The 24,675-nt window shown below is 62.7% G+C and carries 21 protein-coding genes and 1 pseudogene; 13 read left to right on the top strand and 9 right to left on the bottom strand.

Annotated elements, in window-relative coordinates:
- Positions 1 to 62 precede the first annotated feature (62 nt).
- From ACSX1D_RS04725 to ACSX1D_RS04715, 3 genes are read right to left on the bottom strand one after another with little or no spacing between them, the layout of a single operon-like run.
- Positions 63 to 254 (bottom strand): DUF1289 domain-containing protein, encoded by a 192-nt coding sequence (locus tag ACSX1D_RS04725; RefSeq protein WP_439861196.1) that lies wholly within the window; start codon positions 252 to 254, stop codon positions 63 to 65.
- A complete protein-coding gene (locus tag ACSX1D_RS04720) occupies positions 251 to 775 on the bottom strand; it encodes a gamma carbonic anhydrase family protein (protein WP_439861195.1) in 525 nt (174 codons plus the stop codon). Before ACSX1D_RS04720 ends, ACSX1D_RS04725 begins: the two co-directional genes overlap by 4 nt.
- Positions 776 to 797: 22 nt before the next feature.
- Positions 798 to 1,400 (bottom strand): CoA pyrophosphatase, encoded by a 603-nt coding sequence (locus tag ACSX1D_RS04715; protein WP_208708680.1) that lies wholly within the window; start codon positions 1,398 to 1,400, stop codon positions 798 to 800.
- 170 nt (positions 1,401 to 1,570) lie between these two features.
- On the opposite strand from ACSX1D_RS04715, the gene ACSX1D_RS04710 reads away from it, so the two are divergent.
- The gene (locus ACSX1D_RS04710; RefSeq protein ID WP_439861194.1) at positions 1,571 to 2,128 is read left to right on the top strand and encodes an NUDIX hydrolase; all 558 of its coding nucleotides are present in this window, start codon (positions 1,571 to 1,573) and stop codon (positions 2,126 to 2,128) included.
- A gap of 15 nt (positions 2,129 to 2,143) precedes the next feature.
- Positions 2,144 to 2,647, top strand: coding sequence for a L,D-transpeptidase family protein (locus ACSX1D_RS04705; protein WP_208708678.1), 504 nt, complete (start codon positions 2,144 to 2,146; stop codon positions 2,645 to 2,647).
- Positions 2,648 to 2,713: 66 nt separating this feature from the next.
- Here ACSX1D_RS04705 and ACSX1D_RS04700 read toward each other — a convergent pair whose 3' ends face one another.
- Positions 2,714 to 3,031 carry an NGG1p interacting factor NIF3 gene (locus tag ACSX1D_RS04700; RefSeq protein ID WP_439861193.1) on the bottom strand — a complete coding sequence of 106 codons (318 nt, stop codon included), beginning with the start codon at positions 3,029 to 3,031 and terminating at the stop codon, positions 2,714 to 2,716.
- Positions 3,032 to 3,140: 109 nt separating this feature from the next.
- On the opposite strand from ACSX1D_RS04700, the pseudogene ACSX1D_RS04695 reads away from it, so the two are divergent.
- The 5 genes and pseudogenes from ACSX1D_RS04695 to ACSX1D_RS04675 all read left to right on the top strand — a co-directional run.
- Positions 3,141 to 3,278 (top strand): annotated as a pseudogene (locus ACSX1D_RS04695) (DUF6538 domain-containing protein); the annotation flags it as partial.
- 309 nt (positions 3,279 to 3,587) lie between these two features.
- A complete protein-coding gene (locus tag ACSX1D_RS04690) occupies positions 3,588 to 4,670 on the top strand; it encodes a tyrosine-type recombinase/integrase (RefSeq protein ID WP_439862266.1) in 1,083 nt (360 codons plus the stop codon).
- 505 nt (positions 4,671 to 5,175) lie between these two features.
- Positions 5,176 to 6,228, top strand: a complete 1,053-nt coding sequence (locus ACSX1D_RS04685; RefSeq protein ID WP_439861192.1) for a hypothetical protein — start codon at positions 5,176 to 5,178, stop codon at positions 6,226 to 6,228.
- Positions 6,229 to 6,984: 756 nt separating this feature from the next.
- The gene (locus tag ACSX1D_RS04680; RefSeq protein ID WP_439861191.1) at positions 6,985 to 7,548 is read left to right on the top strand and encodes a recombinase family protein; all 564 of its coding nucleotides are present in this window, start codon (positions 6,985 to 6,987) and stop codon (positions 7,546 to 7,548) included.
- 345 nt (positions 7,549 to 7,893) lie between these two features.
- Positions 7,894 to 8,493, top strand: a complete 600-nt coding sequence (locus ACSX1D_RS04675; protein WP_439861190.1) for a hypothetical protein — start codon at positions 7,894 to 7,896, stop codon at positions 8,491 to 8,493.
- 1,424 nt (positions 8,494 to 9,917) lie between these two features.
- Here ACSX1D_RS04675 and purL read toward each other — a convergent pair.
- The gene (purL, locus tag ACSX1D_RS04670) at positions 9,918 to 13,814 is read right to left on the bottom strand and encodes a phosphoribosylformylglycinamidine synthase (RefSeq protein WP_439861189.1); all 3,897 of its coding nucleotides are present in this window, start codon (positions 13,812 to 13,814) and stop codon (positions 9,918 to 9,920) included.
- Between the two features lie 166 nt (positions 13,815 to 13,980).
- Here purL and mltF point away from each other — a divergent pair, with 166 nt between their 5' ends.
- A complete protein-coding gene (mltF, locus tag ACSX1D_RS04665) occupies positions 13,981 to 15,441 on the top strand; it encodes a membrane-bound lytic murein transglycosylase MltF (RefSeq protein ID WP_439861188.1) in 1,461 nt (486 codons plus the stop codon).
- A gap of 3 nt (positions 15,442 to 15,444) precedes the next feature.
- On the opposite strand, the gene tadA is transcribed toward mltF, so the two are convergent.
- Both tadA and ACSX1D_RS04655 read right to left on the bottom strand, forming a co-directional pair.
- The gene (gene tadA, locus ACSX1D_RS04660) at positions 15,445 to 15,927 is read right to left on the bottom strand and encodes a tRNA adenosine(34) deaminase TadA (protein WP_208708674.1); all 483 of its coding nucleotides are present in this window, start codon (positions 15,925 to 15,927) and stop codon (positions 15,445 to 15,447) included.
- Positions 15,927 to 17,294, bottom strand: a complete 1,368-nt coding sequence (locus ACSX1D_RS04655; protein WP_439861187.1) for a multicopper oxidase family protein — start codon at positions 17,292 to 17,294, stop codon at positions 15,927 to 15,929. The genes tadA and ACSX1D_RS04655 overlap by 1 nt, the downstream gene beginning before the upstream one ends.
- Positions 17,295 to 18,029: 735 nt before the next feature.
- Here ACSX1D_RS04655 and cysC point away from each other — a divergent pair.
- From cysC to ACSX1D_RS04630, 5 genes are all read left to right on the top strand, one after another.
- Positions 18,030 to 18,617, top strand: a complete 588-nt coding sequence (cysC, locus tag ACSX1D_RS04650) for an adenylyl-sulfate kinase (RefSeq protein ID WP_439861186.1) — start codon at positions 18,030 to 18,032, stop codon at positions 18,615 to 18,617.
- Between the two features lie 86 nt (positions 18,618 to 18,703).
- Positions 18,704 to 19,483: an efflux RND transporter periplasmic adaptor subunit gene (locus tag ACSX1D_RS04645; protein WP_439861185.1), complete on the top strand. Its 780-nt coding sequence runs from the start codon at positions 18,704 to 18,706 to the stop codon at positions 19,481 to 19,483.
- Positions 19,480 to 20,799, top strand: a complete 1,320-nt coding sequence (locus ACSX1D_RS04640; RefSeq protein WP_439861184.1) for an efflux RND transporter periplasmic adaptor subunit — start codon at positions 19,480 to 19,482, stop codon at positions 20,797 to 20,799. The genes ACSX1D_RS04645 and ACSX1D_RS04640 overlap by 4 nt, the downstream gene beginning before the upstream one ends.
- A complete protein-coding gene (locus tag ACSX1D_RS04635; protein WP_439861183.1) occupies positions 20,800 to 22,899 on the top strand; it encodes an HlyD family efflux transporter periplasmic adaptor subunit in 2,100 nt (699 codons plus the stop codon).
- 44 nt (positions 22,900 to 22,943) lie between these two features.
- A complete protein-coding gene (locus tag ACSX1D_RS04630) occupies positions 22,944 to 23,447 on the top strand; it encodes a GNAT family N-acetyltransferase (protein WP_439861182.1) in 504 nt (167 codons plus the stop codon).
- Here ACSX1D_RS04630 and ACSX1D_RS04625 read toward each other — a convergent pair.
- Positions 23,440 to 23,760 (bottom strand): hypothetical protein, encoded by a 321-nt coding sequence (locus ACSX1D_RS04625; protein WP_439861181.1) that lies wholly within the window; start codon positions 23,758 to 23,760, stop codon positions 23,440 to 23,442. The two genes, ACSX1D_RS04630 and ACSX1D_RS04625, sit on opposite strands and share 8 nt — an antisense overlap.
- 132 nt (positions 23,761 to 23,892) lie before the next feature.
- Positions 23,893 to 24,441 (bottom strand): phage tail protein, encoded by a 549-nt coding sequence (locus ACSX1D_RS04620; RefSeq protein ID WP_439861180.1) that lies wholly within the window; start codon positions 24,439 to 24,441, stop codon positions 23,893 to 23,895.
- Positions 24,442 to 24,675 lie beyond the last annotated feature (234 nt).

Raw genomic sequence — 24,675 nt, 5'->3', positions numbered from 1 at the left:
TCCTCGAGAGGTTACGTATATAAGAGAGGGAACAATCATGTAGCGACGGGCAGGCGGCCCGCCTACAGCAGCACGCCCTTGGCCTTGGCACGCTCATGACAGAACGCCAGCACCTGTCGCCGCTCGTCGTCGTCCATGCGGCTCCAACGGGTAATTTCGGCGACGTTGCGCTGGCAACCGATGCAGATGTCCTCGTCATCCAATGCGCAAATCTGCACGCAGGGCGAGGCGACCGGGCGATCCGCGCGGGTCAAGGCGCCTGCTCGGCCAGCTCGCGGGCATAGCGCTGGGCGTTGTGTACATAGTGGGCGGCGCTGGCCTCGAGCATCTTCTTCTGCTCCTCGCTCAGGGTGCGGATCACCTTGCCCGGCGAGCCGACCACCAGCGAACCGTCGGGAATTTCCTTGCCCTCGCCGATCAGGGTGTTGGCGCCGATGATGCAGTACTTGCCGATCTTGGCGCCATTGAGCACCACGGCATTGATGCCGATCAGGCTGTAATCGCCCACCGAGCAGCCGTGCAGCATGGCCTTGTGGCCGATGGTCACGCCCTTGCCGATGGACAGCGGAAAGCCCATGTCGGTGTGCATCACGGTGCCGTCCTGCACATTGCTCTGCTCGCCGATGTGGATCAGCTCGTTGTCGCCGCGCAACACCGCGCTGAACCAGACGCTGGCCTGCGCCTCGAGCCTGATCTTGCCGACCAGCGTGGCATTGGGCGCCACCCAGCTGTCGGGGTGGGCTTCGACCTGCACCTGTCCCAGGCGGTACATCATGAGCTGCTCCTCGTCTTGCGGTTCAGTTGAGCGCGATGAAATGCGCGGGCGGCTGGTGCAACGCAATCTCGGCGTCGTACAGCAGGTTGACCAGCTCGACCAGCATGATCGCCGTCAGCCCCCAGATCTTGTATTCGCCATAGCGGTAGCTCGGCACATACCAGCTCTGGCCGAGGTAGTCGATGCGATGGGTCACCTCCCGCGGATCGTCGCGAAAGAACGCCAGCGGCACCGAGAAGACCGAGGCGATCTCGCTGTCGTTGGCCTGGTACTCGACGTAGTCCGGCACCAGGCCGACATAGGGTGTGACGTGGATGCCGTGGCGCGACACCACGGAGCTGAGCGGCCCTATCACTTCGACCAGGCCAGGCGGCAGACCGATCTCCTCCTCCGCCTCGCGCAGGGCGGTGTGGATCAGGTCCGGGTCTTCCGGATCGCGGCGACCGCCGGGAAAGGCCACCTCGCCGCCGTGGGTGGACAGCCCGCTGGCGCGCAGGGTCAGTACCACCTCCGGCTCGTCGCTACGGGTTATCGGCACCAGCACCGCCGCCTCGGGAAAGTCGCGGTCGGCCTCCAGTAGACGCGGCCGGTGTCCGCGCACGCGGTGGAGCAACTCGTCCAGCATGGGCACTCTCGAGCTTGTTTTTCTGCCCCGGATAATCGCATGAAAGCCGACCGCCACCCAAGTCCTGCCAGCCTCGCCGGTTTCCCCGGCCATTCGACCGCATCGCCCACGACGCTTGCGGCCAGGCCTGCTGGCGCGCCAAGATAGCTCATGAGCCCGGAGGAATCGGCATGAAGTTCTGCAGCCATTGCGGCAACCCGGTCAGCCAGCGCGTTCCCGCCGGCGACAATCGCCCGCGCTACGTCTGCGAACACTGCCATACCATTCACTATCAGAATCCGCGCATCGTCGCCGGCTGCCTGCCGATCTGGGGCGAGCAGGTGCTGCTGTGCCGACGCGCCATCGAGCCGCGGCGTGGCTACTGGACCCTGCCCGCCGGTTTCATGGAGAACGGCGAGACCCTGGAGCAGGCGGCGGCCCGGGAAACCCAGGAAGAAGCCTGCGCCCGGGTGCGCGACCTGTCCCTCTACACCCTGTTCGACCTGCCGCACATCAACCAGGTGTACCTGTTCTTCCGTGCCGAGCTGGTCGATCTGGATTTCGCCGTGGGCGAGGAAAGCCTCGAGGTACAGCTGTTTCACGAAGGCGATATCCCTTGGTCAGAGCTGGCTTTCCCGACCGTGGGCCGTACCTTAGAATGCTTCTTCGCCGACCGCCGGGAACACGTGTATCCGGTACGCAACGAGCCCCTGGAGGCGTTGCGCGCGCATTACAAGAAACCACTCTGACCCCTGGATACCCCCATGCGCCGGTTGCTCGCCCTGCTCTGCCTGTCCCTGGCCCTCCCCGCCCAGGCCAGCACCACCACCAGCCTCGACGGTCCCAGCGTGGACAAGGTGCTGGTGGTCAAATCCGAGCGCAAGCTGCAGCTGATCAGCCGCGGCCAGCCACTCAAGTCCTATCGCATCTCCCTCGGCAAGCAACCCAATGGCGCCAAGCAGCGCGAGGGCGACAAGCGCACCCCGGAGGGGCTCTACTGGATCGACTGGCGCAAGACCAGCGACAAATACCAGCTGTCCCTGCACATCTCCTATCCCAACGCCCGCGACCTGGCCAGCGCTCGCGAACAGGGCGTACCTGCCGGGGGCATGATCATGATCCACGGCACCCCCCTGGACGAGGAGTATCCGGAGTGGTTCTTCCACACCCTGGACTGGACCGAGGGCTGCATCGCCATGAAGAACGACGACATGCGCGAGGTGTGGCAACTGGTCAAGGACGGCACCCTGATCGAGATCCGCCCCTGAACCCACGGCCTGAGCTGCGGGCATGAAAAAGGCGCCTCGCGGCGCCTTTCTTTGGCATTAGCCGAACTAGAACTGCAGATCGGACAGGCGCCACACCTCGAACGCCGGTGTCTCGTAGGGATGGCTGTGCTTGAGCGCCTTGACCGTGTCATGGATCAACTCATCGGCCACCACCAGCTCGACCTTCCACTCCGCCAGCTGCTCCAGCCTGCCGGTCTGCCCGAGATACGGCTGGCTGCCGGCCAAGGGGCGGAACTGGCCTTGCCCGAGGGCCTGCCAGCAGCAGCTGTCATAGCCGCCGATGCGCCCGCCGCCGGCAGCGAAGACTGCCTGCTTTACCGCCTCCAGGTGGCTTTCCGGCACGTAGAAACACAGCTTATACATAAATCACCTTACAGCCCAGTAGATACGCGGGTTACGGGGATTCCAGTTCATTTTGGGTAGAATTTTTGGGTAGAATTCATGGGTAGAATCATCTCCCGGTGAAAGCATTATGCCAGCATCTAACTCCCACCTTGTGCTGCGGTCCTCAACCTGGCATTGCCGAATCGATATCCCCACCGACCTCCGCCCCGCCTATGGCAACCGCCGCGTCCTGAGCAAGAGCCTTCGGACTGGTGACAAGGTGTTAGCGAGAGCACTGGCCGCCACTCAGGTAGGACAGTGGAAAGCGGAGTTTCGATCCCTGCGGGAAGCACGGGTACAAGCCGGGGAACAATGGAAAGCTGATCTCGCCCAGGTAGCCAAAGAACACCATGTCCACGCAGACGCAGTAATTTTGAGTGCCGTAAAAGGCACCCTGTTGCCACAGAATCGGCCACAGCTTTCAACCGCGAGCAGCGAGCAAGTAATCCAGGCTTTCAGGGATAGTGCCCAAGCACTCTACCAAGACACTTACAGCCTAGAGCGCGCACTTGGAGTGCCCGGATTGCTAGAGGAAATGGACGCCATCCTTGTCAGCGACCTTCCGGTAGCTACAAAAGTTCAGCGCTTTTCTGAGGCTCAACAACGCGTTCTAGCCCACAGTGCGAAGGCACGCAACCTGCTTACACAGACTGACTTAACCGAGGCCCTGGAGATTGCATCTGCCCCAGGAACCTACAAACCGAAGTCCCCAATCAGCACCAGCGCCCAGGCCCGATTCGCCAGCCACTTTGCAGAACAGAATGACAATCCGCGCACCCGAGATGTCTACTTGTCCAACATCAAGCGCTTCTCCGCATGGCTAACCACCAACGGAAAGGAGCTGACCTTCGATACCGTGGCCGAGTACCTGGACTCCGTATCGAAGGCGCGTCAAACCCGCCTTGGCCACCTCGCCGCCCTGCGCAAATTCCACAAGTGGGCGATCCGGTATGACCAGCATTACCGCGACCTCTTCGCCACCAAGAGCAGTCCGCTTGATGGCCACACGCACGCACGAGTGGGCGAAAATGCCGGGGAGAGCTGGACAGCCTACACCCAGCAAGAGGCCGAAAGGCTGCACGCAGCCGCCCTAGCCAATGAAGATATGGACCTAGCCGACCTGATTGCCTTCGCGTGCTTCACGGGATGCCGTATCGAGGAGCTAGGCCGCATCCGCCGGGACACCACCTTATTTGATGAGGCAGGCCAGCCGGTAGGCTTCCGTGTGGATGACTCTAAAACGCCATCTGGGATTCGTGAGATACCAATACACCCAGCCCTCCTACCCATCTACAAGAAACGTCTACAGCACCCCCAAGGCGCCACGCAGGCACTGTTTCCAGGGAATGACAAGACTAAGCACGGCCTACGTCTGAACGGCCTATCACAGCGCTTTACGAAGCTAAAACGTAAGGAAGGATTTGGGAACAAACATGTATTCCATAGCTTCCGAAAATGCACGGCCACACTACTCCACCAAGCCAATGTTCCCACATTGGTAATACCCTTCATCTTGGGCCATGAGGTAGGCCACATAACTTTTGACACCTATAGCGCAGGACCGACCCTTGAGCAGAAGCGAGAAGCGATCTGTACGCTGCCGTTTCAGTTCGCATAGTTCGAACACGAGAAATTCCCGCCCCCTTATCTTGACAACTTAGCGATCTCCTGTATAGTTCGCCACCCGCCCCGAAGGGCGGAACCAAATACCAGACGCTGAACCTCCACGCGACGATTACGGAAACGTATTCCATTGCACGGAGGTTTTGTCATTTCTGGGCTTTGAGAAAGTGGTCACACCAGCAACCACATGAGGCTTTGTCTATGTAATAGCTAAATTAAGGAAATTCCGTATGCCTGTTAACACCTGATTCATTCCAGCTACACCCCACTACACCTCACCACCCATAACACGCCGGTATCGAGCATGGGCATTTCTTTGCCCGCGTTTCGCCCTGGAGCGCTGGCGATGTGTACGTATTAAATAAATCCTCCACTACTCACTTAGGAGTAAACCATGAAACTTTGCACCTGCCACACCTGTAACCATGTGTTTTATGCATCCAAGTTACAGCAGTTTTGCAAGGCGCTCTGTCGCCACTCATACAAACAACTAAACCCAGATGAAGGAGCCAACCGAGATGGGGCTAAAAACGAAGAAGCAAGCCAATAAGAACCCAAGGAAAAAGCGTCGCCTGCACCCATACTGCGGACACTGCAAGAAGCGTTTCAGCACAACATCAGAACGCAAGAAGTTCTGCCAGGATAGCTGTAGGTATGCTGCAAGAGCAGCACAAAAATTAACACAACGGAAAGAACGCTTAGGGCACTCACCATTTATGCACTATCTTGCCAGCGAAGCAATTAAGGCCGGGACCGTGGAAATCTTGCATGGCGCCACAGTCGAGGGGCTTTTGGAGCTTTACGGCGTGTACGTCTACACCATGCGAGCAAGCAAGACAGGCTCATCCACTACAGACACTTACGAAATCAGCCACATCGCACCACGCAAGGGCGATAACTGCATCGGACTCTTACATGCAAGAAACTTGGTAGTTGCACCAAAACTAATGAATCGCCGTCACCAGAACAAACATCTGGGCGAAGGCTTGTCGATTGACAGCGCGATTCTCCGGCCGGAGTGGCGAGTAGAAGACGACGCCTCAAACAAGGATACAATTAATAAAATTTTTAGCTACTTAGGCAACGAAATCATCAGTAACTTTCAGGCCAGAGCCAAGCTCCAACCATCCAAACGACATAAAATTCTATTGTGGTTTGAAAAGCAGAAAGACAGCCCCAGCCCTGAAAAACTTGAACCAATGACGACACAAGCCTTACAAAAACTGAAAGCCGAAATGGAGGGCAAGGAAGTGTTTCGCATCCCGAACTACTACCACTGTACAGAAACGGTATTCCTACACGAACTGAAGCGCCACAGCCACTACAGACCAGAATTATCAGACATGACCTCTATTTGGGAAAGAGTAGAACCATTTTACTCATACGAGTCTGAAGAGTTTGACAACGACATTATACCAACTAACGCTTTAGCTGAATGTCATAAACTCATCTTCAACACGCTGCACGGGATGCCATCTAACCATGAAGAATTAGCAGAGTTACTAGGGAGTCACCTACCAGCACCAGAGAATTCTTTTGCTGCTGCGCAGTAGAGATGTTATTTCCACGGTGAGATTTAGCGCAAAGCCTAGCCGCACTAAGGCTTCAGCTATTTACCGTGTGCTATCTCATCTCGACATAACAAGCCGCTAGCGGCCAAGCTCTTCCTGTCAGCGGCCATTCTGAGGCAGTACAGAGGCATAGCCTATAGAAAAAATAGGCTATACCTTTGACTGAAAGCTGCTAAGAACAGACCAAAAAACAGAAAGAAAAAACCCTGAAAAAATTTCTAACTCTAAACAACCACCCCTACAGCCCAGTATTTCCGTAGGGCGAGCTAACTATTTTTAAGCAAAGCAGCTTCTCTACACCTGAAATTTAATTTTTCAATTCTTCAACCCTCAATTGATTATTGAAAAAGCTCTTTAACAAATTGAATTTTATAGGGCCTACCTATCAGTGCAGGCGCACCCCATTCCCGCGACGGGACGGAGCCAGTGCCCTTCCTGAGGCAGTTTCCAAGATCGGAGACGACGGTACGGAGCGGGTCTTTCTGCGGCCCTCCTCAACGGATGGTCATATCTGCTTGCCGGGGAAAGACCGTCCACCCAGGATCACCATCCGCCCAGGATCACTGACAGGCTTAGCCAAGCCCCAGGCAGCGGGCGACTCACACAGGGTCATAAACGACCGTTTCTGCTACCAGCATGATCAGTGCTGCTATCCGGTGTCACAAAATAGCTATTGTGTGGTTTTGAACCCATCCCTATAATGACACCACGTTAATGAACCCTTTGGAGGGTCTGCACATGTCCCGCGTCTTCCTGTATGCACGCTGCTCCACATCCGACCAACACACTCAGAACCAAGTGATGGAGGTGAAGGCTGCTGGGTTCGATGTACAGGCTCAGCGAGTTATCGAGGAGACAGTTAGCGGCTCAGTTCCGGCCAGTGAGCGTAAAGGCTTTCAAAAGCTGCTGGAGCGGATGGAGTCCGGCGACGTGCTGGTAGTAACCAAGCTAGACCGCCTTGGCCGCAACGCCATGGATGTGCGATCCACTGTGGAGATGTTGGCTAGTCAGAACATCAGGGTTCACTGCCTAGCTCTTGGGGGTGTAGACCTAACCAGCCCAGCCGGGAAGATGACGATGCAGGTGTTGGGCGCTGTCGCAGAGTTTGAGCGTGATTTGCTGATTGAAAGGACACAGGCAGGCTTGCAACGTGCCAAGTCTGAAGGCAAGTCCCTTGGGCGCCCTGTCGCCGTCTCAGTAGGGGATGTGGCCAAGCTGAAGGCTACTGGTTTGTCGCAATCTGCCGTAGCTACTGAATTGGGGGTGTCGCTGTCTACAGTCAAACGGGCCTGGAATAAGTAGTACCCCCCGCCCCCCCTCAGCACAGAGCGGGCCTTGATCAAGCCGCCCAGCCGTCCGCGTGTAGCGGCCAGCTCTCCCCGTGCGTGGGTTCATTCATAGACCCACACAGCCCTGCTCTCAGCCCTCCTACTACCCCTCAGATATTTGGCGATTCCGGCGCCTCAGCCTTCGCCCCTTGGCGGGCTGCTTAGCCCTTCGGCTAGAACACGGGCTGATACTTTTCAGGTTGGAAATCGGCTTTCTATAGAGAGAGGCTGATTTTTCTGGCGGGGGGCGGCGGTGCTGTAGGATAAGCACTATCACCTTGCTACTATCCGACCTTTCATGTGAAGGGGCAAGGAAGCTATGCGGGGGCTGTACCGGGAGCATAAGAACCAGCTAATTGTGGGCGTTTTAGTAGTTCTGCTCTCAACGTTCGTCTTATGGGCTTGGGATTGGCTAATCGCCTTCTTCCCTTTGGTCCTCGCTTGGCTTAAAGGACAGCTAACCGCCCAGACCTCCCTCCCTAGATGGGCTATCCTCCTGAACTTCATTGGCATTTTCGCTGGCGTTGCTCGCATAGCCACTCAAATAAAGAGAGCGCACGCAGCGTCGGGAGAGAATGCTCGCCTCCAGGCTGAGCTTGAAGAGCTGAAGAATCCGGCCAACCCAGAGCTAGACATCAACCAGACCCATGTCCTTTTTTGGGTTGCACTCAGTCACGACTCCAGCAGTTCCTGCTCCTCTACAGAACTAGCCCAAATCCATAACACTCCGGTCTTTGTCATCGATGCGATTGCAGACCAGCTTAAAGGTATGGGCCTCCTTCAGAAGAAGCGGCTATTGAGTGACCCCCTTTCTCTGACTGCCAAAGGTCGCCAGCACATGGCCCGCCGAGAAGTGCTGGAGCAGTACAATGCCTTCAAGCATTCAAAGGGCCTCAAGCGGCTAGGAGAAATCAGTTAACGCTAGGCATGAAAAAGGGGGCGGTTTCCTGCCCCCTCCCCCCTTTAAAATTCAAGGGTTAGCTGCGTTCCTGGCAGGCTACGCCAGTGCTCGCATACGATTTCCCACCTTCCATAGCGGAAGCGGAAGTAGGGATCGACGTGCACGGATTTCAGGTCGGGATGGTGCGGACGCATGGAGTAACGGTCTACCATTCGTCAGTCCTCCTTCCTGATTCGCACACACAACCGCCAAGCTTTCAGCCCATAAGAATGGGCGTCCAGCCGGCGCTTCCCGCACATACGATAACGACAGTAAATGTACTCATAGCCCTCTGGTGGAGGGGGGTTGCTGGTGTCAAGGCTGTCCATATCTGGACCTCCGTAGCGGTGCCAGCAGCCGGGCATCTGGTGCGAAATCTATTCCGCAATCCTTGCACGCAAGGTCTAAAGCATCTAAACCAAATGTTGAAAGGAGGTGCGCAAAACCATAGACTCCTACTCCGCGATGCCCTTAGCTGGGCTTAGTGATGCACCAAGGGCCGCCCTGAGAAGTGATCCCTTGATGCTGGTTCCCTCGCCACCTAACGGTGGCGCGGGGGCGTTTACCATGTATATACATACAGCAGCTTGAATGCTAACGGGGTGCTTCGTCTGAAGTCAAACCCTGTTTCTTTTTGCCTCAAAAAAGGCTTGGCAGTGACTGCCGCCCCCTTCAAAAGTGCTACTCGCTAGCTCCAGCCTAACCGCCAGAAAGATCAGAACCACTACATGTTGTGGTCCCTCTCCTACAGCGCTTGACCAATGATACGTCGGAATTTAAAGGGTGCAAGCCACTCTTTGATGCCAGTCTGTGGATAACTTTGTGGATTGTGCGTGTATAAGGGTTTGAATCCCGGCAACTACCGCCTTAATCCCCGTGAAAAAAAATTCTGCCCTTCTCACAACATATTGTGTTTTGCCTGTATCGGCTGAGCTGGTGGCATCGTAACAGCAAACTTCAGCCAAAGCAGGACCGCTTATCCCACTCGTCTGTCCCTTGTGACAGGCCGTAGCGCAGGTGCAGCTAGCCGCTGGTCAGCTCTCACTGTCGCCCCGCATCTGCTCAGGAAGATTGGGTAGAAAAATTGGGTAGAATTCTGGAGGATCAATCCTTACAAACTACTGATTTATAAGGATTTTTTTAATTGCACGCAGAAACACAGCTTGTACATCGCGATCTCCGCAGCTGGGCCCAACAAGCCTCGCCGAACCGAGCGCAGCCGCCTGGCAGCGCCAAAGGTTGCCGGCGAGCCCGGACCTCCGTCACAGATTAAAGAGTAGACGAGCAGCGGAGTCGGCAACACGGCGGGACAGCCATGGCGCGACGGCTGCCCTTTACCGACGGACGGGACAAAAGCGCTCGAGAAGCGCGGAACCAGAGAGCCTGGCTCCGCGCCATGGGCATCAGTCCACCCAGACCCGGGCGTTGCGAAACATGCGCAGCCAGCCAGCGTCATCCTGCCAGTCGTCCGGGCACCAGGAGTTCTGCACGGCGCGGAACACCCGCTCCGGGTGCGGCATCATGATGGTGACCCGGCCATCGCGGCTGGTCAGGCCGGTGATCCCGCGCGGCGAACCGTTGGGGTTGGCCGGATAGGTCTCGGTGACCTTGCCGTGGTTGTCGACGAAACGCATGGCCACGCAGCCGGACAGATCGGCCTCCAGCAGCGCCTCTTCGCTCTCGAACTCGGCATGGCCTTCGCCGTGGGCGATGGCGATCGGCATGCGCGAACCCGCCATGCCCTGCAGGAAGATCGATGCCGACTCCTGCACCTGGACCATCGCCACCCGGGCCTCGAACTGCTCGGAGCGGTTGCGCACGAAGTGCGGCCAGAACTCGCTGCCGGGAATCAGTTCATGCAGGTTCGACAGCATCTGGCAGCCGTTGCACACGCCCAGCGCGAAGCTGTCGCTGCGCTCGAAGAAGCCCTGGAAGGCATCGCGGGCACGGCTGTTGAACAGGATCGACTTGGCCCAGCCCTCGCCGGCGCCGAGCACGTCGCCATAGGAGAAGCCGCCGCAAGCCACCAGGCCCTTGAAGGCTTCCAGGTCGACGCGACCGGCGAGGATATCGCTCATGTGCACGTCGACGGCATTGAAGCCGGCGCGGTCGAAGGCCGCTGCCATCTCCACCTGACCGTTGACGCCCTGCTCACGCAGCACGGCGATCTGCGGACGCACACCCTTCTTGATATAGGGCGCGGCGATGTCCTCGTTGACGTCGTAGCCCAGCTTGGCGCTCAGGCCCGGATTGTCCTCTTCGAGCAGCGCATCGAACTCCTGATCGGCACACTGGGCGTTGTCGCGCAGGCGCTGGATCTGGTAGCTGGTCTCGGACCACTGGCGCTGCAGCAGGCGACGCTCGCCGTCGAATACCGCCTGGCCGTCGAAGCTGATCCTGACCTCGGCGTTGTTGAGCGGCTGGCCGATCACCGCCACGCAGTCGCCCAGGCCGGCGGCGCTGAACTGCGCCAGCACGTCCGGCGTGGCATCCTGGCGCACCTGGATCACCGCGCCCAGTTCCTCGTTGAACAGCACCGCGGCCAGCTCCTCGCGGCCATCGGCCAGGGCGTCGAGCTGCAGGTTGAGGCCGCAGTGGCCGGCGAAGGCCATCTCCAGCGCGGTGACCAGCAGGCCGCCGTCGGAGCGGTCGTGATAGGCCAGCAGGTGGCCGTCGGCATTGAGCCCCTGGATCACCGCGAAGAACGCCTTGAGGTCTTCGGCATCGTCGACATCCGGCGCCTGGCGGCCGATCTGCCCGTAAACCTGGGCGAGGATCGAGGCGCCCATGCGGTTCTGTCCGCGGCCCAGGTCGATCAGGATCAGGTCGGTCTCGCCCTTGTCCATGCGCAGCTGCGGGGTCAGGGTCTGGCGGATGTCGCTGACCGGGGCGAAGCCGGTAACGATCAGCGACAGCGGCGCGGTGACGCTCTTCTCGGCGCCCGCGTCCTGCCAGCGGGTCTTCATCGACATCGAGTCCTTGCCCACCGGAATGGTGATGCCCAGCTCCGGGCATAGCTCCATGCCGACGGCCTTGACCGTGTCGTACAGGCGCGCGTCTTCGCCCGGATGACCGGCGGCGGCCATCCAGTTGGCCGACAGCTTGATGTCGGAAATCTTCTCGATGCGCGAGGCCGCCAGGTTGGTCAGGGTCTCGCCGATCGCCATGCGCCCGGACGCAGGGGCGTCGAGCAGGGCCAGCGGCGTGCGCTCGCCCATGGCCATGGCTTCACCGGTGTAGACGTCGAAGCTGGTGGCGGTGACCGCGCAATCGGCCACCGGCACCTGCCAGGGTCCGACCATCTGGTCGCGGGCGACCAGGCCGGTGATGGTACGGTCGCCGATGGTGATCAGGAAGCTCTTGCTGGCCACGGCCGGGTGACGCAGCACGCGGTTGACGGACTCTTCGAGGTCCAGGCTGCCGGCATCGAAGTCATCGCCCAGTTCGGCCTCGCGGGAGGCCGAACGGTGCATGCGCGGCGCCTTGCCTAGCAGCACGTTGAGCGGCATGTCCACGGCGTTGTTGCCGAAATGGCTGTCGGCGACGGTCAGGTGCGGCTCCTCGGTGGCCTCGCCGACCACCGCGAACGGGCAGCGCTCGCGCTCGCAGATCGCCTTGAAACGCTCGAAATCGGCGGCGTCGACCGCTAGCACATAGCGCTCCTGGGACTCGTTGCACCAGATTTCCAGCGGCGCCATGCCCGGCTCGTCGTTGGGCACGTTGCGCAGCTCGAATCGTCCGCCGCGGCCGCCGTCGTTGACCAGCTCGGGGAAGGCGTTGGACAAGCCGCCGGCGCCGACGTCGTGGATGAAGGCGATCGGGTTGTCGTCACCGAGCTGCCAGCAGCGGTCGATCACTTCCTGGCAGCGCCGCTCCATCTCCGGGTTCTCGCGCTGCACCGAGGCGAAGTCCAGGTCGGCCGAGCTGGTGCCGGTGGCCATCGACGAGGCGGCACCGCCGCCCAGGCCGATCAGCATGGCCGGACCGCCGAGCACGATCAGCTTGGCGCCGACTGTGATCTCGCCCTTCTGCACGTGCTCGCCGCGGATGTTGCCCATGCCGCCGGCCAGCATGATTGGCTTGTGGTAGCCGCGTACCTCTTCGCCGCGCGGCGTGCTGATCGCCTGCTCGAAGGTGCGGAAGTAGCCGGTCAGCGCCGGGCGGCCGAATTCGTTGTTGAACGCGGCGCCGCCCAGCGGACCCTCGATCATGATGTCCAGCGCGGTGACGATGCGCTCGGGCTTGCCGTAGGGCACTTCCCAGGGCTGCTCGAAACCGGGGATCTGCAGGTTGGAAACCGTGAAGCCGGTCAGGCCGGCCTTGGGCTTGGCGCCGCGACCGGTGGCACCTTCGTCGCGGATCTCGCCACCGGAGCCGGTGGAGGCGCCCGGGAAGGGTGCGATGGCGGTCGGGTGGTTGTGCGTCTCCACCTTCATCAGGATGTGCACCGGCTCTTCGACCGCGCCGTACTGGCGGGTCTCGCCGTTCGGGAAGAAGCGCCCGGCCTTGTGGCCGACGATCACCGCGGCGTTGTCCTTGTAGGCCGACAGCACGCCTTCGCTGTGCATCTGGTAGGTGTTCTTGATCATGCCGAACAGGGATTTCTCCTGGGCTTGACCGTCGATATCCCAGCTGGCGTTGAAGATCTTGTGCCGGCAGTGCTCGGAGTTGGCCTGGGCGAACATCATCAGCTCGATGTCATGGGGATTGCGCCCCAGGTCATTGAAGCTCTGCACCAGGTAGTCGATCTCGTCTTCGGCCAGGGCCAGTCCCAGCTCGACGTTGGCCTGCTCGAGGGCGGCGCGGCCACCGCCGAGCACGTCCACCGCGGTCAGCGGCTTGGGCGCGGCGTGGCTGAACAGCGCCGCGGCGCCTTCCAGGGTGTCCAGCACCAGCTGGGTCATGCGGTCGTGCAACAGGGCGGCGACCTGCTCGGCCTCGACCGCGCTCAACTCACCGGCCACGTAATAGGCAATGCCGCGCTCGATGCGCTGGATCTTCGTCAGGCCGCAGTTGCGGGCGATGTCGCTGGCCTTGCTCGACCAGGGCGAGATGGTGCCGAAGCGCGGGATGGTCAGGAACAGGCGGCCGTTGGGCTCCTGCACCGGCACACTCGGGCCGTACTTCAGCAGACGGGCCAACACCCGCTCTTCGTCGGCGCTGAGCACATCGGTGACCTCGGCAAAATGCGCGAACTCGGCGTACAGCCCGGTCACAGCAGGTACTTTGCCGGTCAGTTGCTCGAGCAATTTACCGTGGCGGAAAGCAGAAAGGGCGGGAGCGCCGCGCAGGATCAACATCGGGGACAGCCTCTGGGAAGGGGGTGTACTTTGAGGCCGTGCATTCTAGCCTAAAGCAGCGCGCCGCGGCACCCGTAGCGCAGCCTGCGCGGCACCTCGAGCACTAGCAGAGAAGGTTGCTGCTGTCGAGATATGGCGCGCCGGGTGCTTTGCGTATACTGCGGTAATGTTTGCCCAATCCGCGTTCCGCTCCCGCTGCGCCAGCTGGCTGTCAGCGATCGGGGTCCTCCTGCTGCTCGGCGGCTGCGTTGAAGAACCCAGCACCCTCGAGCGCGTCCAGGCGGACGGCGTGCTGCGCGTGATCACCCGCAACAGCCCGTCCACCTATTTCCAGGACCGCAACGGCGAAACCGGCTTCGAGTACGAACTGCTCAAGCGCTTCGCCAGCGACCTGGATGTCGAGCTGCAGATCGAGACCGCCGACAACCTCGACCAGCTGTTCGCCCGCCTCGGCGAGGCCAAGGGGCCAGTACTGGCCGCCGCCGGTCTGGTGGCAAGCGACGGACGGCAGCAGATCGCCCGGTTTTCCCGCCCTTACCTGCAGATCACCCCGCAAGTCATCTACCGCAACGCCCAGCAGCGCCCGACCCGCCCGCAGGACCTGCTCGGCAAGCGCATCCTGGTGCTCAAGGGCAGCAGTCATGCCGAGCAACTGGCGGCGCTCAAGGCCGAACTGCCGGAACTGAAGTACGAGGAATCGGCCGAGGTGGAGGTGGTCGACCTGCTGCGCATGGTCGACGAAGGACAGATCGACCTGACCCTGGTCGACTCCAACGAGCTGGCGATGAACCAGGTGTACTTCCCCAACGTGCGCGTGGCCTTCGACTTCGGCGACTCCCAGGGCCTGGGCTGGGCGGTCGCCCCCGGCGAGGACAGCAGCCTGCTGGACGAGATCAACGCCTTCCTCGCCCGCGCCCAGGAAAACGGTACCCTCAAACGCCTGACCGAACGCTATTACGGCCATGTCGACGTGCTCGGCTATGTCGGTGCCTATACCTTCGCCAAGCACCTGCAGCAGCGCCTGCCGCGCTACGAAAAGTACTTTCGCGAAGCCGCCCGGGTCGAGGGCGTGGACTGGCGCCTGCTCGCCGCCATGGGTTATCAGGAATCGCTGTGGCAACCGACCGCCACCTCCAAGACCGGGGTGCGCGGCCTGATGATGCTGACCCTGCGCACCGCCCAGGCCATGGGCGTATCCAACCGCCTCGACCCGAAGCAGAGCATCGACGGCGGCGCCAAGTACATCGTCAAGGTGAAGAAGCAGCTGCCCGACAGCATCGTCGAGCCGGACCGCACCTGGTTTGCCTTGGCCGCCTACAACGTCGGCGCCGGCCACCTGGAGGACGCGCGCAAACTCACCGAGGCCGCAGGCCTGAACCCCGACAAGTGGCTGGACGTGCAGAAGATCCTGCCGCGCCTGGCGCAGAAGCAGTGGTACAGCAAGACGCGCTACGGCTACGCCCGGGGCGGCGAACCGGTGCACTTCGTGCGCAACATCCGCCGCTACTACGACATCCTCACCTGGGTCACACAGCCACAGCTGGAAGGCACCCAGGTGGCCGAGTCCGGCATGCACGTGCCGGGCGTCAACAAGAACCCGCCGCGCGACGAGCTGCCGCCGCTCTAAGCCCTAACGCGCGCCGCGCCGGGCCTTGAAGAAGGCGCTGAGCAACTCGCTGCACTCCTGCGCCAGCACCCCACCCTCGATCAGCACCCGATGGTTGAGAAAGCCCTGACTGAAGAACTCGCCGCGACTCATCGCCACCCCGGCCTTGGGCTCGGTAGCGCCGTACACCACCCGCTCGACCCGTGAGTGGACGATCAGGCCCGCGCACATGCTGCACGGCTCCAGCGTTACATACAGGGTGCTGCCGGGCAGGCGGTAATTGCCGAGCGCCTGCGCCGCCGCGCGAATCGCCACCATCTCGGCATGGGCACTGGGGTCGTGGGTGGAGATCGGGCAGTTGAAGCCCCGACCGATGACGGCGCCGCCCAGCACCAGCACGGCGCCGACCGGCACCTCGCCGAGCGCCGCCCCCTCGGCGGCCAACGCCAGGGCCTCGCGCATGAAATGCTGATCCTGGCTGCGGTCGATGATTTTCGGCTGACGCATCACACCACCTGAATCGCGGCCATCAGGCCGGTTTCCATATGATCGACGACATGGCAATGGAGCATCCACACCCCGGGATTGTCGGCGACCAGGGCGATGCGCGCCGTCTCGTGCTTGCCCAGCAGGTAGGTATCGGTGAAGTACGGGGTGATCTGGCGCCGATCCGAATCCAGCACCTTGAAGGTCATGCCGTGCAGGTGAATCGGGTGCAGGTACTGGGCCATGTTGCGCAACAGGAAGATGTAGTGGCCGCCGCGCTTCAGGGTGGCGATGGGCCGGTCTGCGCAGGTCTTGTCATTGATGTTCCAGGCCTGGCCATTGATCTGCCAATAGCGGTAGCCGGCCTGCTCGGCATTCTGCGAGAGCATCGCCGCCCACTCGAAGTTGAAGCGCAGGGTTTCCGCGCTGGCCAGGTCCGGCTCGGCCACCGGGTTGGCCGGCAAGGCCGGCGGCCAGTCGCCGACCGGCGCATCGCTGGCCGTACTCTCGATCGTCGCCAGGCGCAGCGGGCCGTTACGCAGGGCCAGCTCGCTGCCGGCGGCCGGCACCTTGAGCGCCAGGTCCAGGCGCATGCCGGGGCCCAGCCAGTACTCCTCGCCCAGCGGCCGCGGCTCGACGGGATTGCCATCCAGGGCGTAGATGCGCGCCTCGGCGTCCGGCAGGTTGAGCCGGTAGGTCACGGTGTTGTCGACATTGATCAGACGCAGGCGCACCACCTGCCCGGCCGGCAACCGCAGCGTCGGCGCATGGGCGCCGTTGACCGTACTCAGGCGCCCGCGGGTGCCCTCGCGCGCCGCTAGGCGTGGCACGCTGAAGGCGCTGAAGGCGCCCTGCTCGTCCAGGTGCCAGTTCTTCAGGCACAGCGTGCGCTCGTGCACGAAGCCCGTCGGCTCACGCTCCTCGACGATCAGCGGACCGACCAGGCCACGGCCGAGCTGCTCGCTGCTGGTGGTATGGGGGTGATACCAGAAGCTGCCGGCATCCGGGGTCTTGAACTGGTAGTCGAAGTACTCGCCCGGCAGCACCGGCAACTGCGAGACATAGGGCACGCCGTCCATCTCCAGCGGCAGACGGATGCCGTGCCAATGAATGGTGGTCGGCACCTCCAGGCGGTTGATGAAGCGCACCCGCAGCCACTCGCCCTGCCTGGCGCGGATCTCCATGCCCGGCGCCTGCCCCCCGAAGGCCCAGGCCGGGGTGAGATGCCCCGGCACCAGCTCGAGGTCCAGCGGCGCGGCGATCAGCTGGTAATCGTACTCGGCGGCGACCAGCGGCCGCCCCAGCCAATAGCGCACGCCGCCGGCACCGAGGCCGACGACGCCGAGCCCGGCCATGCCGGCAAGTATCTGTCTGCGGGTAAAGGACATATTCACTTCCGTAGCCCGGCGCCACGCCGGGAAAACATCGGCTCTCAGCGAGGCCGACAGGTTTAAATGAAAGATTTTCTCATTTAAACCCCACTGCTGGCGACCCTGGGAAGTGGACGTATCGACGCAACGGCATGCAGATATGACCTGGGCAGCCCTCGTCATCCAGATCGCTTCCATTCGATCTTCATTAGGTCGCCCAAGCCCGTGCGATAAAACGGACTCTTCGCGATTGTCCTAGGGCCGCACCATCGCCTTTCCCGCCACGTGGGCAAAGCTTTACAGGCGGAGGCGCAGAAGTGTTTTTGCGGGGACAGCGCGCGGGTGACACCATCGCCATCGTCGACCAGAATGCTACCTGAATCAGCTGCCTTCGGTTCGTCAAAAACCAATCAAACCAATACGCTACATCAGATGCTGTTCAGCAAAGCAACACAACTGCGCCAAGGTAGATTGCGGTCCCAAAATCATCGGACTAGTGCGCCAGTCGCGATGAATCACACAAGGCGATCCCTAGCGGGATTAGCAGCCGCACAACAAGGAACACCTACCGAGCCACATCGGCTATATCCTGCCCAAGGAGACTGCGGCAAACTTCTACCAACAACGAACAGTCAGGCCATCGCTGCCCGATGTCAACGAAATGGCTTCCACGAGCCCCAAGGGCGACTCAAGGCGACTGTAGACCGTACCTAGTGATGGACTACCTGCGCCTTCGCCTGCATGAGCCGTACCATGAACAGTAGACTGCCTTATTTCACCTCACAAAACGCTAGGCCAACTCGCGAGCAGCGGGAACAAATGAACGGCCAGCGCGGCCAAGTGTTCTGGTTGACGGGTTTGTCGGGCGCCGGCAAGTCAACGCTTGCCTACGCTGCAGAGACGCGACTCCATCACCTTGGGCGACGCTGCGTAGTGCTTGATGGCGACAATATTCGATACGGCTTGTGTGCCGACCTGAACTTCACGCCAGAAGGTCGGCGCGAGAATCTTCGTCGAGCCGCGGAAGTGGCCAAGTTATTCGTCGAGTCCGGGATGCTCTGCATCGCCGCTTTTATTTCGCCCACGCACCAAGACCGCGAAATGGTGAGAGGAATCATCGGACCGGGTGATTTTTCAGAGATTTATCTGGAGTGCTCCCTGCAGGCCTGCGAGTCTCGCGACGCCAAGGGCTTATACAAGAGAGCCCGAAAGGGCGAGATCGAGAATTTTACTGGCATTTCTTCCCCTTATGAGCCGCCTCTCCAGCCGAACCTGACCCTGCCGACCGAGAGGCTCCCACTCGAGAGCTGTTTGGAATTGCTCATCAGGCACATTGGATAAGACGAGGCTGATTATCGAGTTGGTCAGTTCCTATTGTCCGACCGCTCTCATACACTGCCTCTCGATCAACTTCAGGTATAACCACTATGAGAAGCATCTTGTGGTCGCTGCTAGGCGTGGCCGGAACAGTTGCCGTCGCCTGGGCGGATGATCCTTTGGCCCATGATCCGCTATTGGAGCCCCCAGCCGCCGAAGCTGCCCGGGAAAGCTCAGCCCGCGGAATACTGAGAGCGCGCGACCAGGCCACTCTGTCCAGTGAGCTGGCCGGCCGCGTCGTCGAGATGCCCTTCGCCGAGGGCGAGGCGTTCAAGAAGGGCGAGGTGCTGGTGCGCTTCGACTGCAGCGCCTACCAGGCCCAGCTCAACGCAGCCCAGGCCGCGGTGCGCGCCGCCCGCGAGGAGCTAGGGCACAAGAAGCAACTGGCCGCACTGAACTCGGTGGGCCGTTTCGAAGTGGCCCTGGCCGAGGCCCGCCAGGCGCAGTCCCAGGCCGAGGCCCAGGTGTACCAGGTCCAGGTTCGCCGCTGCAGCGTGACCGCTCCCTTCGACGGCCAGGTGGTGCAACGCAAGGCCCGCCCCCACGAGAGCGTGGCTGCCGGGACCGCTCTGCTCGAGATAGTGGACAACCGCAGCCTGGAGGCCCACCTGCTGGTCCCCTCCGCGTGGCTCGGCCGACTAGAGCCCGGCAGCCACTTCGAGTTCACACCTGACGAAACCGGGCAGCCCTTGCAGGTGGAGGTGAAGCGATTCGGCGCTCGCATCGACGAAGGCAGCCAGACCCTGCTGCTGATCGGTGTCCTGAGCCCTTCTGCAGAGGGATTGCTGGCCGGCATGAGCGGCACCGCGCGCTTCCCGGTGAAGCAGTGACGGCCCAGGCGACAGGACTCGCCGAGCGGGCCGTTGCCCAGTTGCTTGGCCTGGAACGCCAGGCACGCGCCACGACCAGCTTAGACGCCCTCGCCTACACCATGGTCAACGACGGCCAGGCATTGTTCGGTTACCGCCATGCCGCCCTGCTGATCGCCGGTAAGGTGCGCGCCCTGACCGGGGTCAGCCTGGTGGAGAGCAACGCCCCTTTCGTAGCCTTCGCCGAACAGGCTGCCAACCAGCTACTCGTCCAGGGGCGCGCACTTCAGGCCCAGGTGGTCAAGGCCGACGCGCTGGACGAGCAGGCCAGGGCCGACTGGAAAGACCTGTCGGCCGCGGCGGTATTCTGGCTCCCCCTGCTTGATCGTAAGGGCCAGGCGTTCGGCGGCCTGTGGATCGCCCGCGAGCAGCCCTGGAGCGAGGGCGAGCGAGCCCTGCTCGGTCAGCTCGGCGACTGCTACGCCCATGCCTGGCTGGCCCTGCAGCCGCGCGCGCCCTGGCGCCTGCGCTGGCCCCGGCGGCGGGTGCTGGCGCTGCTCGCCGCGGCCATGGCCCTGCTGCTGTTGCCGGTGCGCCAGTCGGTGCTGGCGCCCGCCGAGGTGGTCGCCCTGAACGGCCAGGTGGTGGCCGCCCCCCTGGATGGCGTGATCGCCGAATTCCTGGTCAAGCCCAACCAGCAGGTGAGCCAGGGCGAGGTGCTGGTGCGTTTCGACGCCACCGTGCTCAAGGCCCAGGCCGACGTCGCCGAGCGCGGCCTGCGGGTCGCCGAGGCGGAACTCAAGGCCAGCGGCCAGCTGGCCTTCAGCGATGCCGAGTCCGGCGCGCGCCTCGACCTGCTGGCCGCGCGCGCCGAGCAGAAGCGCGCCGAGCTTGCCCATGCCCGGGCCCTGCTGGCACGCAGCGAGATCCGCGCCGAACGCGACGGCATCGCCGTGTTCGCCGATGCCCAGCGCTGGACCGGCAGGCCGGTGCAGACCGGCGAACGGCTGATGGAGATCGCCGACCCCGAGCAGGCCGCCCTGCGCATCGACCTGGCCGTGGCCGACGCCCTGGACTTCCAGACCGGCAGCGAGGTCGCGCTGTTCCTCGACAGCGACCCGCTGCAGCGCCATTCGGCGCGCCTGCAACGCCTGGCCTACGAAGCCCAGGAGATCGCCGGCGGCCAGCTGGCCTACCGCCTGGACGCCCAGTTCGACGCCGCGCCGCCACGCATCGGCCTGCGCGGCACCGCCAAGCTGCACGGCCAGCGCGGGCCGCTGCTGGCCTACCTGCTGCGCCGTCCGCTGGCCGCCCTGCGCCAGATCCTGGGCCTGTAAATGCGCCTGCCGCCGCTCCGCCCCGACCTGCAGCTCTCCCCCGCCGCCCCGGCGCTGGACGGTGCACCGCAGTGGACCCTGGCCGACCCGCTGCGCGGCCGCTACTTCAAGCTCGGCGCCGCGGCCATGCGCCTGCTGCGCCACTGGCACCTGGGCGACCCGGGGCGGGTGCTGCAGGAGGCCAACCGGGAACCCGGGCAGCCCCTGGCCGAGCGCGACCTGCAGGAACTGCTGGCCTTTCTCCGTGGCCACGACCTGATCGGCGCCACCGATGCCGAGCAGCGTGCCGGCTACGCGGCCAAGGCGGCCCGCCAGCGCCCGGGCTTCTGGACCGCCCTGCTGCACCAGTACCTGTTCTTTCGCATTCCCCTGTGGCGGCCGGACGCCTTTCTCGAACGCAGCTGGCCCTGGCTCGAGCGCCACGGCCCGCTCCTGCTGCGTTATGTCCTGCCGCTGCTGTTCGCCCTGGGCCTGTTCCTGGTGGCGCGCGACTGGGATCGCTTTCTCGCCACCTTCCCGCACCTGTTCAGCCTGGGCGGCGCCGTGGCCTTCGGCGTCGCCCTGACCTTCGCCAAGCTGTGCCATGAGTTCGGCCACGCCTACCTGGCCAAGCGCGCCGGCTGCCGGGTGCAGAGCATGGGCCTGGCCTTCATGGTGCTGCTGCCGATGTTCTACACCGATGTCAGCGACGCCTGGCGGGTCAACGACCGCCGCGCCCGCCTGCTGATCGGCGCCGGTGGCGTACTCGCCGAACTGCTGCTGGCGGTGCTGGCGCTGCTGGCCTGGTCGCTGCTGCCGGACGGACCGTTGCGCACCGCCGCCTTCATGCTGGCCAGCGCCACCTGGCTGACCACCCTGGCGGTCAACCTCAACCCCTTCATGCGCTTCGACGGCTACTTCCTGCTCAGCGACCTGTGGGGCGTGGACAACCTGCAGCAGCGCGCCTTCGCCCTGTGCCGCTGGCGCCTGCGCGAGAGCCTGTTCGGCTATCGCGACCCCATGCCCGAGCCGCTCTCCGACGGCCTGCGCCTGCGCCTGCTGGCCTGGGGCTACTGCGCCTGGCTGTGGCGCGCCGCGTTGTTCCTCGCCATCGCCCTGGCCGTCTACCACATGTTCTTCAAGCTGCTGGGCATCTTCCTGATGCTGGTGGAGCTGGCCTGGTTCATCGGCCTGCCTATCTGGCGCGAGTGGCGGGAGTGGTGGCAGCGCCGCGGCCAGGCCGCGCCGCGCCGCACGCTGCTGAGCGGCGCGGCACTGCTCGCGCTGCTGATGCTTCTCGCCCTGCCCTGGCACAGCCAGGTGGAGCTGCCCGCGGTGCTCGAGGCCAGCCGGGCCAGCGCCCTGCACGCGCCGCTGCCCGCCAGACTCAAGCAGCTGCATGTACGGGAGGGCCAGCGGGTCAATGCCGGCGACCTGCTGGCGGAACTCGAATCCCCCGACCTGGATGCCCGCCAGGTCATCGTGCGCCTGGAGGCGAGGATCATCCAGCTGCAACTGCGCCGCCTGGCCGGACGCAGCGAAACGGCGGCCGAGACCGGCATCCTCGAGCAGAGCCTGGCCCAGACGCTGGCCGAATACCGCGGCCTGGCGGCGCAACGGGCGCGCCTGCAACTGCGCGCCCCGCACGAGGGAGTGATCCGCGACCTGCCGGCCGACCTGCACGAAGGCCGCTGGCTTGCGCCCCAGCAGCCGCTGCTACGGGTAGTGGACGATGGCGTGCGCCTGCGCGGCTACCTGGACGAAGCGGCGCTCGGCCGCGTGGATCCCGGCAGCCAGGGGCTGTTCCTGGCCAGCGGCGATCCGCTGCGCGCCGCCCTGCCGGTCGAGCTGCTGGAGCTCGACGTCACCGGCAGCCGCCAGCTGGAGATTGCCGCCCTGACCTCGGAGCATGGCGGGCCCGTCGCCACGCGCCGCAACGAACAGGGCCAGCTGGAACCCCTACAGGGCCAGTACTCGGCCCGACTGCAGGCCACTGGCGAGACGCCGGCCATCCTCAGTCCTGTTCCCGGGGTGGTCGTGCTGGAGGGGCGCAGCGAGTCCATCCTGGGCGGGCTGTGGCGCCGCCTGGCCGCCCTGGTCATCCGCGAGAGCGGGTTCTGACAGCTGGGCTTGCTGCCCTGGGCATCGATCATGGAGATAAGCGAATGCTCAATGCGTCATCCTTGGCAAACGGCTTGAGCCTGCGGCCGGCAAGGGCCAGCGACGAGCCATTCCTGCAAGACCTGTATCGCTCGGTCAGGCCCGAACTTCAATGGATCGACGGCGACCCCGAGATCATCCACAGCGTCGTCGAGGGACAGTATCGTGCGCAACAGCAGGGCACCGGCGACTGGTACCCGAATGCGCTGCACTTCGTCATCGAGAAGGCAGGTGATGCCATTGGCGCCATGACCTGCGACTTCGGCCACAACGAGGTCCGCCTCGTCTACCTGGCTTTTGTTCCAGCTGCCCGAGGCCGCGGCTATGGCCGGGTACTGCTCAAGGGCATCCAGCAAGTCGCGCATAGGCTAGCGTGCCCGTTGGTGGTGGTGGTCTGGCGCGGCAACCCGCAGGCCAGGCGTTTGTACCTGGAACTGGGCTTCCAAGTTGAGGAAGCCCACCCCTTTGCTGAGCGACTGGTCTGGTATCCCAATGCCGTGGTCAGTTGAACAGTATCTGGAAATAACTCTGCGTAGGTTCTCGCCCCAGAGAAGCCTCGCGCAACACCATCAGTCCCTCGACACGCCCCAGCGGCGGAAGCTCTAACGTACAGAGGCTATCCAGGCAGCGCGTCGGCTCAGTGGCGGTCAACCCCACCGCGAAGGGCATGCGTAGGACTCGCGTGTTGTCAGGGATACGGGAATGCGGCTTGAGGGTAACGGAGTCGATCCGTAGGCGCAGCACCTCGCCGCCATCCGTTGTGAATTCGCGGACTTGACCCAGCAGCTGGCGGAAATGCTCGGCTTCGATCAGATGCAGCATGGCTAACAATCCTGAATGAGCGTGGAAAAGAGGACGCCGCCCGCGCCCGGCGAGCGACGCTGGCGACTTACTGCGTGACCGAGGCAAAGCGCCCCCAGGCACCTACGCACCAAGCCGCCTGAGGGCGGCAGATCAGTCGCGGGAGGGGAAGATGCCCATCACCGCAATACAGAAGTTGAGTGCCAGGTAGGGGTTCATGACCTCCAACGGTTGACTGCCCCCGGCGGGGCCCGCCTGAACGCCGCCCAGTGCGACCGGAGCTACCAGCTCGCTGGACCAGATCGCCGCCGCTGCCTGTCCACCAGACTGGGAGGCGCCCAGATAGGGGTTGGCCTGGCCAGGGGCGGTGCTGGGCGAGGACGGCTCTGCGCCCACCTGGACCTGTACTGCGTGGGTGTGCATCGGCATCTGGCTGCTGACCAGGGTCACGCTGGGAGCGCCAGCCCTTTCGCCGATCGAGTAATCCGGCAAACCCGGACCCTGGCCCATGCCGATCGGCATGCGGCCCTGCAGGTCCGGCAAGCCGAAGGTGGTCTGCCCATTACCCCCGTAGTGGATGCCGAGCAACGAGAACAGGGCAGTGTTCTGTGCGATGGGCATGATTTGCCCCGCACACAGCGACCAGCCACGCGGCGCGAAATTGAAGGCAAAGGGCTGGATGGTTCCGATGAAAACTTCCATGAAAGAACTCCTTGTGGTTTCTCTACTACGACCGCCCAGCCCGCCGGCATGGTCCAGATACGCCGTGCCTGCAACCCGGGCATGCTGATCGCCCCTGACGCCTATGAGCGAACCTGATAGGTGTAGACCAAAGCCGGTGGAAGTAAAAAACTTGCCTGGTAGCGATTTGCTACACACTGCCGAGCGCTGGCGCTGAGTTTTGAGGCCACCCAATGCGTGTGCTTGTAAACGCCT

This window comes from Pseudomonas sp. MBLB4136, from assembly GCF_051904765.1.
Lineage (GTDB): Bacteria > Pseudomonadota > Gammaproteobacteria > Pseudomonadales > Pseudomonadaceae > Aquipseudomonas.
The sequence above is the reverse complement of the archived record's forward strand: the minus strand, read 5'-3'. Positions and strand labels throughout refer to the sequence as shown.

Coding starts and splice junctions, on each gene's coding strand:
- ACSX1D_RS04720 (WP_439861195.1), bottom strand. CDS start 775: ATGATGTACCGCCTGGGACAGGTGCAGGTCGAAGCCCACCCCGACAGC.
- ACSX1D_RS04715 (WP_208708680.1), bottom strand. CDS start 1,400: ATGCTGGACGAGTTGCTCCACCGCGTGCGCGGACACCGGCCGCGTCTA.
- ACSX1D_RS04710 (WP_439861194.1), top strand. CDS start 1,571: ATGAAGTTCTGCAGCCATTGCGGCAACCCGGTCAGCCAGCGCGTTCCC.
- ACSX1D_RS04705 (WP_208708678.1), top strand. CDS start 2,144: ATGCGCCGGTTGCTCGCCCTGCTCTGCCTGTCCCTGGCCCTCCCCGCC.
- ACSX1D_RS04700 (WP_439861193.1), bottom strand. CDS start 3,031: ATGTATAAGCTGTGTTTCTACGTGCCGGAAAGCCACCTGGAGGCGGTA.
- ACSX1D_RS04690 (WP_439862266.1), top strand. CDS start 3,588: ATGGACGCCATCCTTGTCAGCGACCTTCCGGTAGCTACAAAAGTTCAG.
- ACSX1D_RS04685 (WP_439861192.1), top strand. CDS start 5,176: ATGAAGGAGCCAACCGAGATGGGGCTAAAAACGAAGAAGCAAGCCAAT.
- ACSX1D_RS04680 (WP_439861191.1), top strand. CDS start 6,985: ATGTCCCGCGTCTTCCTGTATGCACGCTGCTCCACATCCGACCAACAC.
- ACSX1D_RS04675 (WP_439861190.1), top strand. CDS start 7,894: ATGCGGGGGCTGTACCGGGAGCATAAGAACCAGCTAATTGTGGGCGTT.
- purL (WP_439861189.1), bottom strand. CDS start 13,814: ATGTTGATCCTGCGCGGCGCTCCCGCCCTTTCTGCTTTCCGCCACGGT.
- mltF (WP_439861188.1), top strand. CDS start 13,981: ATGTTTGCCCAATCCGCGTTCCGCTCCCGCTGCGCCAGCTGGCTGTCA.
- tadA (WP_208708674.1), bottom strand. CDS start 15,927: ATGCGTCAGCCGAAAATCATCGACCGCAGCCAGGATCAGCATTTCATG.
- ACSX1D_RS04655 (WP_439861187.1), bottom strand. CDS start 17,294: ATGTCCTTTACCCGCAGACAGATACTTGCCGGCATGGCCGGGCTCGGC.
- cysC (WP_439861186.1), top strand. CDS start 18,030: ATGAACAGTAGACTGCCTTATTTCACCTCACAAAACGCTAGGCCAACT.
- ACSX1D_RS04645 (WP_439861185.1), top strand. CDS start 18,704: ATGAGAAGCATCTTGTGGTCGCTGCTAGGCGTGGCCGGAACAGTTGCC.
- ACSX1D_RS04635 (WP_439861183.1), top strand. CDS start 20,800: ATGCGCCTGCCGCCGCTCCGCCCCGACCTGCAGCTCTCCCCCGCCGCC.
- ACSX1D_RS04630 (WP_439861182.1), top strand. CDS start 22,944: ATGCTCAATGCGTCATCCTTGGCAAACGGCTTGAGCCTGCGGCCGGCA.
- ACSX1D_RS04625 (WP_439861181.1), bottom strand. CDS start 23,760: ATGCTGCATCTGATCGAAGCCGAGCATTTCCGCCAGCTGCTGGGTCAA.
- ACSX1D_RS04620 (WP_439861180.1), bottom strand. CDS start 24,441: ATGGAAGTTTTCATCGGAACCATCCAGCCCTTTGCCTTCAATTTCGCG.